The 12,944-nt window shown below is 46.1% G+C and carries 12 protein-coding genes; 6 read left to right on the top strand and 6 right to left on the bottom strand.

The features are described 5' to 3' along the window. Window positions 1–89: 89 nt before the first annotated feature. From NSQ68_RS01410 to NSQ68_RS01395, 4 genes are all read left to right on the top strand, one after another. Window positions 90–926 carry an AraC family transcriptional regulator gene (locus NSQ68_RS01410; RefSeq protein WP_342427742.1) on the top strand — a complete coding sequence of 279 codons (837 nt, stop codon included), beginning with the start codon at window positions 90–92 and terminating at the stop codon, window positions 924–926. A 618-nt stretch (window positions 927–1,544) separates the two neighbouring features. After that, window positions 1,545–2,240, top strand: a complete 696-nt coding sequence (locus tag NSQ68_RS01405; RefSeq protein WP_342427741.1) for a response regulator transcription factor — start codon at window positions 1,545–1,547, stop codon at window positions 2,238–2,240. A gap of 1 nt (window position 2,241) precedes the next feature. Beyond that, on the top strand, window positions 2,242–3,300 hold the full coding sequence (locus tag NSQ68_RS01400; protein ID WP_342427740.1) for a HAMP domain-containing sensor histidine kinase: 1,059 nt from the start codon (window positions 2,242–2,244) through the stop codon (window positions 3,298–3,300). A gap of 221 nt (window positions 3,301–3,521) precedes the next feature. Next, entirely contained in the window at window positions 3,522–4,682 is a 1,161-nt protein-coding gene (locus NSQ68_RS01395; protein ID WP_342427739.1) for an alpha/beta hydrolase, read from the top strand. A gap of 793 nt (window positions 4,683–5,475) precedes the next feature. Here the strand turns inward: NSQ68_RS01395 and NSQ68_RS01390 are convergent. From NSQ68_RS01390 to NSQ68_RS01380, 3 genes are all read right to left on the bottom strand, one after another. Then, a complete protein-coding gene (locus NSQ68_RS01390; RefSeq protein ID WP_342427738.1) occupies window positions 5,476–6,774 on the bottom strand; it encodes a sugar ABC transporter substrate-binding protein in 1,299 nt (432 codons plus the stop codon). Between the two features lie 249 nt (window positions 6,775–7,023). Next, window positions 7,024–7,581, bottom strand: coding sequence for a GNAT family N-acetyltransferase (locus NSQ68_RS01385; RefSeq protein WP_342427737.1), 558 nt, complete (start codon window positions 7,579–7,581; stop codon window positions 7,024–7,026). 120 nt (window positions 7,582–7,701) lie between these two features. Beyond that, window positions 7,702–8,736 (bottom strand): iron ABC transporter permease, encoded by a 1,035-nt coding sequence (locus tag NSQ68_RS01380; RefSeq protein ID WP_342427736.1) that lies wholly within the window; start codon window positions 8,734–8,736, stop codon window positions 7,702–7,704. A gap of 118 nt (window positions 8,737–8,854) precedes the next feature. Here NSQ68_RS01380 and NSQ68_RS01375 point away from each other — a divergent pair, with 118 nt between their 5' ends. Together NSQ68_RS01375 and NSQ68_RS01370 are read left to right on the top strand one after the other, a co-directional pair. Beyond that, window positions 8,855–9,730 carry a hypothetical protein gene (locus NSQ68_RS01375; protein WP_342427735.1) on the top strand — a complete coding sequence of 292 codons (876 nt, stop codon included), beginning with the start codon at window positions 8,855–8,857 and terminating at the stop codon, window positions 9,728–9,730. Continuing rightward, the gene (locus tag NSQ68_RS01370) at window positions 9,723–10,337 is read left to right on the top strand and encodes a hypothetical protein (RefSeq protein ID WP_342427734.1); all 615 of its coding nucleotides are present in this window, start codon (window positions 9,723–9,725) and stop codon (window positions 10,335–10,337) included. The genes NSQ68_RS01375 and NSQ68_RS01370 overlap by 8 nt, the downstream gene beginning before the upstream one ends. A 69-nt stretch (window positions 10,338–10,406) precedes the next feature. On the opposite strand, the gene NSQ68_RS01365 is transcribed toward NSQ68_RS01370, so the two are convergent. The 3 genes from NSQ68_RS01365 to NSQ68_RS01355 are packed head-to-tail and all read right to left on the bottom strand — an operon-like array spanning window position 10,407 to window position 12,904. Next, on the bottom strand, window positions 10,407–10,862 hold the full coding sequence (locus NSQ68_RS01365; protein ID WP_342427733.1) for a hypothetical protein: 456 nt from the start codon (window positions 10,860–10,862) through the stop codon (window positions 10,407–10,409). A gap of 49 nt (window positions 10,863–10,911) precedes the next feature. After that, the gene (locus tag NSQ68_RS01360) at window positions 10,912–11,895 is read right to left on the bottom strand and encodes an ATP-binding cassette domain-containing protein (RefSeq protein WP_342427732.1); all 984 of its coding nucleotides are present in this window, start codon (window positions 11,893–11,895) and stop codon (window positions 10,912–10,914) included. After that, a complete protein-coding gene (locus NSQ68_RS01355; RefSeq protein ID WP_342427731.1) occupies window positions 11,867–12,904 on the bottom strand; it encodes an ABC transporter ATP-binding protein in 1,038 nt (345 codons plus the stop codon). The genes NSQ68_RS01360 and NSQ68_RS01355 overlap by 29 nt, the downstream gene beginning before the upstream one ends. Window positions 12,905–12,944: the final 40 nt, after the last annotated feature.

Here is a 12,944-nt window from a genome sequence, read left to right as displayed (position 1 = left end):
GAGCGAAATCTTCGCTTTTATTATGATTTTTCCCGTAAAGTATACATATATTATCCTTATGTATTTTTTCATTAAAGGAGACTATCGCTATGATCGCTACACCCCGTTTTGCCATCGAGCAAACGCTACGGACGGTGCCATTCAGCATGTCCGCCGACCATGTCCACCAAGCGCACGAAATCTATTATTTGCTGGCAGGAGAACGCTACTATTACATTAATCAGCGGGTATACGCGCTCCAGAAGGGCGATCTGATTTGGATCAGCAAACATGATTTTCACCGTACGAGTAACAAGGGTAGCGGTAGCCATGAACGGATTTTGATTAACTTTGATGAAGAATTTGCAGCCTCGTCAATGACTGTCTCTCCCTCCAGCGATCAGAACCAGCTTCTTCTGCCAGAAAAAAGCTTTCTACTTCGCCCCTCCGCGGAAGAACAATGCGAGCTGGAGCATCTATTTCAGCAAATGCTGGATGAATACCACCAAGAACATGCCTACCGCCAACTATATCTCCAAAGCTTGCTACTCCAGCTCCTTATCCGCATCCGGCGCATACAATCGGCCACTGCCGATACCATTGCACCGGAACGTAGCGAAAAGCAGCAGCGCGTGTACTCAGTCATCGCATACCTGCATGCTCATTATGCCGAGAGCCTGTCGCTAGATCAGCTGGCTGAGCATTTTTATATTAGCAGCACGTATTTGTGCCGTATTTTCAAGCAGACAACAGGTTTTACCTTAGTAGAATATCTTCAAGATGTGCGGGTCCAGCAGGCTCGTGCGTATTTGAGAGAAACAAACTGGAAAGTGACTTCCATCGCTGAAAAAACGGGTTTTGACAGCATCGCTCACTTTGGTCGTGTATTCAAGCATCTTACCGGGCACACCCCGCTACAGTACCGAAAAAAATACAAAAAGGAGTAGAGAAATGTTCCTACTCCTTAATTCCCGTCAAAGTGATGCCTTCAATTAATTTGTTTTTGGTAACGATGTGATTAGGACCATACGAAAATCGGCATCCCCTGTTCCAAAGGTTCTCGGAGTTTTAAAACCCGAAGGGTCGGTGTAATCCAAAATGTGCGTTACATCTCCCTTTACATTACGATAATAGCTGTTACTATAGAGCCATGATCCCTTACTGATTTCAATCAGTAAGGGATTTGGAGCGGAATACCCATTTGAGTCCTGTCAAGATATTATTTCCGTTGCAAGTTTACCGCCACTGCTCTTCTTACGGCTTAAATTACAGTGACCGACACTCAAGTCATGTGGAGTGCGTAGCTCGGATGGACTTTATCGGAAAAGGCTGAAAACCAAACTTGTGCTGGTTTTCAGCCTTTTCACACTGTCTTTTGATTAGACACACTCCCGGACATTACGTCAAAAGCTATGTGCAGGCCTTCAAGCTGGAATATGTGCATAGCTCGACTGCTATTGAAGAGCATGCCGGTTTGTTAAAGCGCGACTTTTTTCAATGCGAGAAGTCCATGCGGCTCTTGTTTTATAAATTCAGTCCATTTAAAGCGGCTGGGAGGTATAAATATGCTAAAAACGATATTAGTTGTAGACGACGATGAAGAAATCGTAAAACTCATCACAAAGAGTTTAAGGTACGAGCAATTTGCAATACTTTCGGCATATTCTGGAAAAGAAGCCTTATCTGCATTGGAAGAAAACCACATTGATTTCATCGTTCTTGATATAGTGATGCCTGATATGGATGGACTTGATGTCTGCAGAAGTATCCGAAATTCTTATAATGTTCCAATTCTGTTTTTAAGTGCGCGTGATAAGGACATTGATAAAATCGTCGGGCTCGAAATAGGAGCAGACGATTACATGACCAAACCTTTCAGTATTCAGGAGCTTGTCTCCAGGATAAAGGCTCACTTCAGAAAAGTGGACAGGCTTTTTAAAGAGTGGGATGAACTTAGTCCCAGTAACAAAAAGGCGGATTCTCCGCTCATTTTGAACGATAAGACGTTTGAAGCATTCCTGAATAGCAGGAAGCTCGACTTATCAACGAAGGAATTTCAGATTCTGTCTATCCTCATGCGCCACCCCAATAATGTATTGACTCGTGAGCAGATATATGAAAACGTCTGGGGAGACGAATACGGAGAAATAAATACCGTAACGGTTCATATAAAAAATATCCGTAAGAAACTTGGTCCTGAATATGACTTTATTAAAACAATATGGGGCATAGGATATAAATACACGGAAAGAGAGCAATAGTATGAAACTGAAAATAAAGCTTCCTCTTTTGTTCCTGCTGATGTTTATAATATTCATGTTTTCGATTGGAATGTACCTGAAGCTTGTCTTTGCAGTATATTCCCCTATACGCAGTTCATTGCTGGACTCGCGATATATAGCATTGCTCCTGCCCATATTTGCAATTGCCTGTTTCATATTTATTATTCTGATTATCTATATTCATTTTTGCATAGAGAAACCCATTCAGCTTCTGAATACCAGGCTTGAAGAAGTAAATATTGTACATCCACTGCCTCCGCTAGCTCTGAGAAGTAATGACGAGATCGGAGAACTTTATAAACACTTCAATAAGATGGAGCACCGGCTTCAACTCGCGCACAAAGAGCAGATCGATATGATCGCGGCAATTGCCCACGACTTGAAAACACCCTTGACATCTATTAATGGTTTTACAGAACTGCTGGCTACGCACAAGGATTTACCAGAAACTGAAAAGCAGGAATATTATGATTTGATTCAAAAGAAGTCAGGATATATGGTCGAACTCATCAATGATTTCTCCAGCTTCACCAAAGAAAAACTGGAGTTGGAATCTATGGTAGCTAAACCTGTAAAAGCATCAAAATTATTTGAAAACATTGCCTTTGAATATGAGTATGAGTTGGCAGGACTTGACAACGAGCTTACTTGCCGCCATTCATTTACGGAAAATATATTGCTGATGGTCAATGAACCGATGATACGTCGGGTTTTCGGCAACCTCTTTAGCAATGCTGTAAGATATGGAGGGAAAAATAAGCTGAAAGTGTATATGACCGGATACCCGCTAGGACAGTATGCCTTTTTTCAAATCGAGGATAATGGAATTGGAGTGCCGGATAAGGATATATCTTCTCTGTTCCTCAAATTTTTTACTGTGGATAAATCGCGGCAAATCCAAAAGGGCGGGCTGGGGCTGGGTCTTGCAAGCTGTAAATCCATTATTGAACATCATAGGGGCGAAATTGGCGCCTACCCTTCCGAATATGGCGGTTTGGGGATAAGATTCAGCCTTCCCTTGGCCACCGCACAACACTGATTTTATTTTTGCACATTTTCTTTTACTACAGGAGTTAAAGGCTGCTGCCAGCTGTGAACACCCAGGCAGTAGCCATTTTTATTTTTTCAGTGTTTTATAATTTTTTATATTCTCTTTACAAACATTTATTTTTCTTTTAAAAAAGCTTTATCTTTGTGTTGTAAAAATTACTTGTAGCAAAAAAACTACAATAACTAGAACTGGAAAAGGAGGCTGTTACAATGTCAATTGAGTTCAGCCGTTGGCCCAATCACTACATGATGTCATACCAAGTCACCAAAGCTTTAGGTATGGCAAGCCTCGGTGCTACGGACGTCACCGAGATCTACGAGGCCTGCAAAAAAATCGACCCCGAAGACAAGGAAACGTGGCACAGGGAATGGCTCATAACGGCTCAGGCATTGGAAAGACACGGCAAGGAGGCCGAAACGGCTGGAAACTGGTATACAGCACGAAACTGCTACATTCGTGCCTGCAATTACTACAGAATTGCGGAATATTCGGTGATGGATGATGACACCGAGAAAATCCGTGTATTTAAGAAAGTAAATGAACTCTTCGAAGCTGCCGGAAAGTACTTCGATGTCCAACCGGAGAAGATCCAAATCGATTACGAAGATGTCAAGCTGGATGGTTACTTCTTCTCCCCTTCCTGGATAAAAGGTCCGAAGCCGACCCTTTTTGCTCTCAACGGTGGCGACGAGTGGTCCATTGAAAACTATTTCTGGCTAGGTCCCGCTTTTATTTCGTGTGGATATAACTTTCTGGTCTATGACCAGCCTGGCACCGGCCTCTCGCTGTACGAAAAGGGAAAAGGAAGACGAGCGGACAGTGAGGCTTTCCATTCCCGAGCAATCGACTTTCTTCTAACGCGGCCGGAAGTCGATCCCGATAAGATTATCGTGCACGGTGAGAGTTTTGCAGCTTACGACTCTTTGCGATTCGCTTCGTTCGATCACAGGATTGCTGCCGTCATCTCCGACGGCGGTACGCACGCCTTTGATTGGGATGCAATGCTTAAATGGATGCCATCGAGTCTGGCCGCACATGGCATGAGAATTCTGGGGGCAAAAAGCTTGGAGGACTTTGCGGGTAATCCGCGTTTTGCCTATGATCTTGAGGGCGTGCTCCACCAGATAGAATGTCCGCTTCTTGTAATGCACGGAGCGGAAGAGATATTGGTTCAGCCAAATCCGCTGACACAAGCCTTGAAAAATTATGAGCAAGCGGGTTCGAAAAACAAGACGTTCTTCCCGATAGAGGATAGACGACTTGGCGGATTAGAACACTGTCAGGTAGACAACATCAACGTGCTGCATGAGGTAGCGCTGAATTGGCTCTGCTCAATTGGGCTTGGGCCAGCCGCACCTCGCCCTGAGTGATTGCCAAGACGTCATAACGTAAAAGTCTATTTCACTCGCATTCTCCTCTCGTAGTTTTGAATATGAGTCAATCGTTTCTTCTATTGTGTCTAGATTATCAAATAGTACAGAAGAAATTCCAATGGACTGGCGTAGATAGTATGTTGATGACGTAAACAGCACGAAATACGAGTACATTTCCGTCCGGACAACTAAAAGAGGGTGTCGCAAATCAGCTGTCAATTAGCTGTTTCGCGGCACCCTCCATTCATTTGGGCATGCCTCTCTGATGATTCATAATATTCACTGCAATACATCATCTGAGTATACCTCAAGCAGGTTATTAATATAATTTCTGCTCACGGGAAGATTGGTAATCTCATGACCATTAAAAATATCGACGGAATATGGATAAGTTATTTTTACTCTGTAGATTTTAGATTTTGCAATCACATATGACCTATGTATCTGGATAAAATTGTAACAACCTAATAACTAAATCACTTTGACGAACACAATTTATCGTGGACTCTGCTATGATAGTAAACACTCGCTCCGTTTTTTTCGCTTCACTACTCTATCCAAAAATAGCGAAAGTCGCTTCTCGTCAATACGGTCGGTGGCTACAGCCTGCGGTACTTTGCCGAATTGCTTGATATGTGATTCTATGACGGGGACGGGCAATTCATCTTCAGATTTTAGCAAAAGCATAACAGACCAAGAAGCTGGGGGCCAATGAAAAGGCAGCCCCACAGCGCTTGATGCTTTTTCTGCATCTGGTCACCTTCCTCCCTGGTCACGGGTCATCCCGTGCCTACTTGACCGCCTTGGATATGATCTGATTCAACTTTTCAATGGTTGCCCCAGCATCCTGCTTGCCCAAGAACATCAGGTCGATGGTCTCCGTGATATTCGAGTTCAACCCCGGCACCTGAGCATCATAGGCCAATGCAGATCCATGAGCATGCCCTATGTTACGTCCCTCGGTCAAATAGCTTGAATGCTCAATGGTCGCCTTTTTCATAATGCTCTCATCTGCGGCAGCAAGCGTACCCATGGCATTCCCACCTTCAACCAGCCGCGCCTCCTGCCCCTTCACAGAGACGTAGAATGCTGCCAGCTTCATGGCCTCTTGCACATGCGGACTATTTTTATTTACAGCTACATAGGCAACCGGAATGGCAACGGGCTCATTCTTTCCGGTATTGGATGGCCAGTAGATATAATCAAAGTCGAGGCTTTTATTTTGACTAAACAAGGGCTCCAGCCATCTTCCCGCCGCCAGCATACCGACTTGATTGGACATGAACATCGCGTCAGCCCCTTGCCCTTTGGGAAGTGATCCGAGATATACCGCATTTCCCTTTTTCACCATATCGTACATAAAACTGAAGGCTTCCTTGCCCTTTTCATTGTGGTCCAGCACATATTTGCCTTGTTCATCAAAAATCTGACCGCCATTCGACCACACCCATGAATACCAGTGAGCCCACCAGTTTTCCGCAATATAACCCTGCTTTCCAGCTGCCTTCAGCTTAGATGTAACCTCCTCAAAGGCATCCCAGTTCCACTTGCCTTCGTCATAGTATTCTTGCGGCGTCTTCACGCCTGCTTCCTTGAATACCTTTTTGTTGTAATACATGATCATCGGGTTTGAGTCGGGAGTGACCCCATAGATTTCCCCATCACGCTTTGCCGGTCCCCACAATCCTTCTGGAAAATCCTTATCCTTCACATCACTCGCATCACTTTTTAAAAACTCACCCAAAGGCTGTACCTGCTTCGCCCCAATCAAACGCGCAATCGTTGGTTCATACGAATAAAACACATCCGGGCCGCGACTTCCCTGAAGCTGTGTTAACAGCTTTTGCTCATATTGGTCTCCCGGTACAGGCACCAGCTTAACCTCGATATTCGGGTTTTCCTTTTCAAATGCATCCAGTGCCCGCTGATACACCTTTACCTCCGCAGGATTACCCCAAGCCTGCATCGTAAGCCGCACTTTTTGTCCGTCTGTGTTCTCTATTTTGGGAGAGGTACTGCATGCCGCTGCAAGTAAAAACAGAACGATGAGGAAAAATCCAATCTTTATCCAGCTCATGTAATCGTCCACTTTAACCGCCTCCTGTAGCTTCGCATGGTTGTATGTCATCCTTTTTTGAAGCGTTTACAAAACTTTCCCTATCATCATATGTAGAAGGGGGAGACACGATATTCCCATTTTCATTTTTATATAAATTTTTTCTTTTGGAGGGCTCTGATATGACAGCGATCAAGGGAAAGTAAAGGCTGCACAACAAAAAAAGAAGAATGCAGATCACCTGCTTCCTTCTTTCGTCTTCCTTCAGTATGATTCAGTTTTCTATGACTTTATTAGCATCTTTTCAAAAGTATTATAGCCGTTCGTTTCGCCTATATAAGTATAGCCGCATTGTTTGTAAAACTCGCTAAGCTTGTCGTTGCCCGCAATACAGTCTAAACGGATTCGATCCTTGCCTGCGAAGCGGATGCCTTGCTCAATCCACTGCATGAGCTCACTGCCCAGTCCCTTCCCAGTGTTATCGCGATTCACAACCAAACGATGCAGATATACGGAGGTTCCTCCTTCAGAATCCGTTTCGTCTAATCCCCACAACTTACGGTCCCATGCACTGGGCTGCTGCTGCAAGATCACTGCGCCTGCCAAGCCATGATCCTCTGATGCTCGGAAAATAACCACTTCTCCGCGTGCAATAGCGCCGCCTAGATTGTGATCATCTTCTCCTTTTAGTAATTTGCCCCATTGCGTGGAACCCTTGCTGTGCAGCCATCTAGCCGTCTTTAAAATTAACTCCTGAACCTGCTCCTGATCTTCAGTGCTTGCCTGAAAAGCCATTAATCCTGGTTTGACGGTTGGATCGACAATAGTCATTGATGTCATGCTGCACCTCAACTCTAATTTTTTATGTATAAAATATAGCATAAAAAAAGAGCTTCTGATGATTTAACAGAGCACCATGATAACAGTTCAGTGATCTGGCAGGAGTTTTCTCGTTCAAAATCAACTGCTTTCAAGCAGAGAGCTTCTTTTCCATTCTATCCACACCATAAAGATCAGAAAGGGAATGCCGATACAGGCCAACACCGGGGTTACGGAAGACCCAACCGGCTCGTTGATTTTAGAGGAAATGACTTTGGCCAGCATCAACAGACCGCTCCCCCAAAAGACAGAGCCCAAAATGAGAAGCCGCGGACGGTTTCCTATCATATAACGCATGAAATAAGGCACAATAAGTCCTATATATCCGATGGTACCACATGCCCACACAGTAACGGCGGTCAACACAATCGCGAAGGGAATGTATAACGGACTTAGCTGCTTGGGGAATGCAAACACAGAACACACAACGAGAATTGTCAGCAATGCAAGCCAAAACGTGAACGATCCTTCTCTTATTCCCCAACCTCCCTGAGAGATTGCCCACTCTTGCTGGTATTTTCCATATTCTCCAATTAACATAATAAATCCCAATGTTGAACGAAGGACAACATCAATAATGAAACCAATCATGAATAAATGAACTCCTGCAGACCGTCCTCGAATGAAACGTATTTTATTCAATGTAAATACAATGAATCCCCCTAATATCGCTCCTGCAATACAAAGAGCCATACTACCAAAGGAATCTATGTCCATCCCAAGTAAAAGGACAACACATAGCCCTACCATTGCCCCAGGCATAAGTCCGGTTAAGGTTGGTGATGCAAAGCGATTAGCTGTTCGTAATTGTAAAAGAGTACCTGAAACAGCCAGACATCCACCAAGCAACAACATATCCAATGCAAATGGCATACGAATTTGGTATATAACTTCCTTTAATGTGGGATCGGGATTTGAAGAAAACAACACTTCCCATACCTCTGCATAGCTGATAGGAAATATACCTGTGATTAGCGACAGAAACAAACCAAGAATCAATAAAGCCAATCCTGCAACCAAGGTCAAAACAATTCTTAATGGACGTGGTGCGTGCGGTTCAGCGGCAATCGTTCCACCTCCACGTTCACCCACATGTATTTCTTCTTGTTCACTCATCAGATTTAAAAGGTCCCCTTTCCTTTTTTATCATAAAATACGAATATCACTATACTCATATCGGTCATTTATGGTGAAAAATGTAACCTTTCTAATCTTTTCAACCGATGATATCCGTATGAGAAAAGATGGAAAGGTTGTGAATGAGGTGCCAAGCCGTAATCCATATCTCCTCAAAAAGATATTTGGCATTAACAAAGAACGTATACTCATCTTCGCGCTGCTGCTGATCCCGGCTATCGCCGCCTTTATTGGAACACGGCCTATGCCTGCACAGTATATTTTGCAAGGAGAAATGCATCCGGTCAAAGATCTTGGCGTTCAGGGAAGCGTGTTTTTTGCGTCTGTTCAAACGGGTATTGCTAACAATCTCCTGGAGCGTTGGAATGTATATTCCAGTGAAAATGTATCCGGGGGTGCGATTAAGTTTGAACCCATTGCCCCTGATGAAGTGGACTCTTATTTGAAGGACCTTTCAGAGACGGACACGCTAAAATATTCTGCTATGCAAGCTGTACATGCAGCGACGGAATTAAGTGTAGACAGCGAAACAGGTGGTGATTCAACAACTTTCTCGAATCTTAGCAAATTGGAGGATGCTCGCTATGCGGAGTTATTGACTCATTTGCAGGATCTTGCGGGAAATTCCTTGGGACTGATGACAGGCATCGGACTGTATGAGGAAGCCAATAACATCGACTTTTCAGATGGCGGACGTCACAAAATTGCAGGCTCTGGCACGATGGAAGAATACGGAGATGTCGGATCGGTCGGCGGGCTGGAGCAAAAGCTGCTGGGAGCCGAGGCGGCAAAGGTTGATCTATTTTTCGTACCGGCAGATTATGAATGGTATGGGGAGGAAGGCAACGAAGCAGAGGCTGCCCGAGTCCAAAAGGAGCATGGACTCAAGCTGCGCATTATCCCCGTAGAAACACTGGAGGATGCTATCGTGTATTTGAAGCAACTAGACTGGGAGGAAGTACATCTTGAATGAATCAGATTCCAAAGCATTTCCATCCAAGACAGCTGGCAGCGTACACCAAGCCTTGCTAGCGGTGGGCACTATAGGTGAATTTATTATCCTTATTTTTACGTTAGTGTATATTTACGCAAATGATTTTTATTATGATCATCTATACGAGTTGGAGCAAAAATTCACCGTTTTTAGCTTTGTTCTGTATTACATGTGTTTTGTAACCTATCTAATCTGGTTAGTGCAAGTACATAAAGCCATCCGACAAAAGCATTCCGATTATCCAATTCGTACCGTGGGAGCCATTGCTCGCATGATTCCTTTTATTAACTTGTGGGGATTCTCCAATACATTCACCCATATTTATAGGTACTTTGCGCTCCACCCCGAATTGGAGCGTAAAGCTCGTTATATTCAAAAGATGATTGTTCCGCTATATTTTGTCTGGTTGGGTGAAGGAATTATTAACCGGATTCTTATCTTACATTTTTCCCAAATGGAATCGATGTCCATGTTGTTGGGAGCTATTATGCAAACCACCAGAATGGCCTTCTTTTACTGCATGACACGAATCATTCACAATAGTCTGGTTATGCTGAATAAAAAAGATGAAGAAGGATTGCATTAAAAAACGAGCTGGCCTCCGCGGTCAGCTCGTTTCAATTTCTGGTAAAGTATATTACTTCATCCCCAGGATTTAATTCGTCTGTGAAGCAGGTACAATTCGGTATAATCCTGAAGTCTCGCCAGCCGCGAGACGTACTTCCTGGATAACCCAGCCTAATGAAAGTACCCGTTCTAACCGATCATACTCAGCCTTCGTCAGTTCGGATGTAACGGCTTCGCTTCCTTCCTCCAGTGACAACTCAGGCTCCCGCCCGAACGCAACGGCAATCCACGAACGAATGCCCCGGATCGTATTATACTTGATCTGGTATCCGTCCGTTACCGCGCTGACAAACACCTCCGGCTCTTGGGACGCCAGCCCGGTGACAAGCTCTGTATAATCAAAACCGGATGGTCCGTCCGTTGGCAGCTCATTTTGCTGCACCCGACGGATTAATTCCTCTTGGGACCAGCCTAAAGAGCGTAATGATTCCAGCAAGAGCGCGTCCCATTGGGAAATACGTACTCTTTTCGTCGATTCAGTCATCGTTTTTTGCCTCCTTTGGGTCATGCACATCGTACAACCGATCTTAACCCTAACGGTTAACCGGGTATGCTACATAATGGCCGGGACTGATTTCTCTCAGCTCGGTTGCACTGTTGCTATCCTTGTCCCATACTAATGAACCGTCTGGTTGGGCCAAGCCTCCCCCCAGTCCCTCCCGCTCTCCGACTGCTCTCGGATCAGGCACAGGGATGGAGGACAGCAACGCCTGCGTATAAGGGTGAGCGGGCTGCTCATACAACTCATCTGCGTCGGCTACTTCTACCAGTCGCCCATGGTACATCACACCGATTCGGTCTGAAATATGCCGCACCATCGACAAGTCGTGGGCGATGAACAGATACGTCAGCCCGAACTCCTGCTGGAGATCCTCCAGCGTGTTAATGACCTGCGCCTGGATGGACACATCGAGTGCGGAAATCGGCTCGTCACAGACGATGAACTCGGGGTTCACAGACAGAGCACGAGCGATGGAAATCCGCTGGCGTTGTCCGCCACTAAACTCGTGTGAGTAGCGATATAGATGCTCCCGTTTCAGCCCTACCTTTTCAAGCAAAGCCACTACAGCATCCTTACGCTCACTCCCCTGATGCAATCTGTGAATATCCATCGGCTCACCGATCAGGTCAAGCACGTTCATACCCGGATTAAGAGAGGAATATGGGTCCTGAAAAATGCTCTGAATGCGGCGACGTAGCGGCTTGAGCTGTTTGTCGTTCAGCTTGGAAATATCCTGACCGTCAAAGCCTACCGTACCTTCTGTATAATCGTATAACCGTGTCAGACAGCGTCCAACCGTTGATTTCCCACTACCCGACTCACCGACCAGTCCAAACGTCTCGCCACGCTTGATTTGAAAGCTTACGCCATCCACCGCCTTGAGCACCTCAGAGCTACGCCCTAACAAATCCTTTGCGGTCACAAAATGCTTCTTAAGCTGGTGTACCTCTACCAATGGCTGATGCTCACCCAATCCATCGTTTGCTTCACTCACCGTTATTCCCCCCTTCCGCATGGCTCGCTTCGGGCGTCTCGTAGACTCCAGCAGGCATCGCGTCCGGCTCGTTCAACCAGCAGGCTGCTCGCTGATCCGGGCGCAGCTCCACCATCGGCGGCCGCTCCACACAGCGCGCAAACGCATGCGGGCACCGTTCCATGAACGGACAGCCCGATGGCGGGTTCAGCAGGTCCGGCGGCGTGCCCTCAATCGGCACCAGCCGCTCGCGGAAGCCGTTCGTGCGCTGGGGCACAGAACGCAGCAGGCCCTGCGTATACGGGTGGCCCGGACGGTAGAAGATATCGTCCACGCGCCCCTCCTCCATCACCATGCCGCCGTACATGACGATGACACGGCTGCACACTTGGGCGACGACGCCCAGATCATGGGTGATTAGAGCAATCGACATGTCGGATTGCTGCTTCAACGTCTTGAGCAACTCCAAGATTTGCGCCTGAATCGTCACGTCCAGCGCTGTAGTCGGCTCATCTGCAATCAGCAGCTCCGGGCTGCACGAGAGCGCCATAGCAATCATCACCCGCTGGCGCATCCCGCCGCTGAATTGATGCGGGTATTGGTTCATTCGGCGCTCCGGCTCGGTAATGCCTACTTGTCGCAGCAGTTCTACAGTTGCTTGCGTAGCCGCTTCCTTGCTCAGTCCTCGATGTCTGCGAATCACCTCGATCAGGTGATAGCCAACCTTTTTGACCGGATTCAGCGAAGTCATCGGGTCCTGAAAGACCATCGCAATCTGGTTTCCGCGTATTTTGCGCCATTGCTTTTCCGTCAGAGCGGTCAGACTTTGTCCCCGATAACGGATATCGCCGTTCAGCCGCTTGCCCGGCGGGGCAATCATCGACATGATCGCTTTCGCTGTAACACTTTTGCCGCTGCCGGATTCCCCTACGATTCCTACCGTTTCTCCAGCATCAATATGAAAACTAACCCCTCGAACTGCCTGATTTTCCCCTTCACGAGTGAAAAAGGAGACCTCCAGCTGTTCGACGGACAGTAGATGTTCTGTCATCGTGTTTTCGCTCCTTCCTGTCGCTCCTGGAGCCATTTGT

It is taken from the genome of Paenibacillus sp. FSL L8-0158, assembly GCF_038592965.1.
Taxonomy (GTDB): Bacteria; Bacillota; Bacilli; order Paenibacillales; family Paenibacillaceae; genus Paenibacillus; species Paenibacillus polymyxa_D.
This window is presented reverse-complemented; position numbering and strand designations above follow the sequence as displayed.

Coding starts and splice junctions, on each gene's coding strand:
- NSQ68_RS01360 (WP_342427732.1), bottom strand. CDS start 11,895: ATGCGGAAGGGGGGAATAACGGTGAGTGAAGCAAACGATGGATTGGGT.
- NSQ68_RS01400 (WP_342427740.1), top strand. CDS start 2,242: ATGAAACTGAAAATAAAGCTTCCTCTTTTGTTCCTGCTGATGTTTATA.
- NSQ68_RS01395 (WP_342427739.1), top strand. CDS start 3,522: ATGTCAATTGAGTTCAGCCGTTGGCCCAATCACTACATGATGTCATAC.
- NSQ68_RS01385 (WP_342427737.1), bottom strand. CDS start 7,581: ATGACATCAATGACTATTGTCGATCCAACCGTCAAACCAGGATTAATG.
- NSQ68_RS01365 (WP_342427733.1), bottom strand. CDS start 10,862: ATGACTGAATCGACGAAAAGAGTACGTATTTCCCAATGGGACGCGCTC.
- NSQ68_RS01405 (WP_342427741.1), top strand. CDS start 1,545: ATGCTAAAAACGATATTAGTTGTAGACGACGATGAAGAAATCGTAAAA.
- NSQ68_RS01355 (WP_342427731.1), bottom strand. CDS start 12,904: ATGACAGAACATCTACTGTCCGTCGAACAGCTGGAGGTCTCCTTTTTC.
- NSQ68_RS01380 (WP_342427736.1), bottom strand. CDS start 8,736: ATGAGTGAACAAGAAGAAATACATGTGGGTGAACGTGGAGGTGGAACG.
- NSQ68_RS01410 (WP_342427742.1), top strand. CDS start 90: ATGATCGCTACACCCCGTTTTGCCATCGAGCAAACGCTACGGACGGTG.
- NSQ68_RS01375 (WP_342427735.1), top strand. CDS start 8,855: ATGAGAAAAGATGGAAAGGTTGTGAATGAGGTGCCAAGCCGTAATCCA.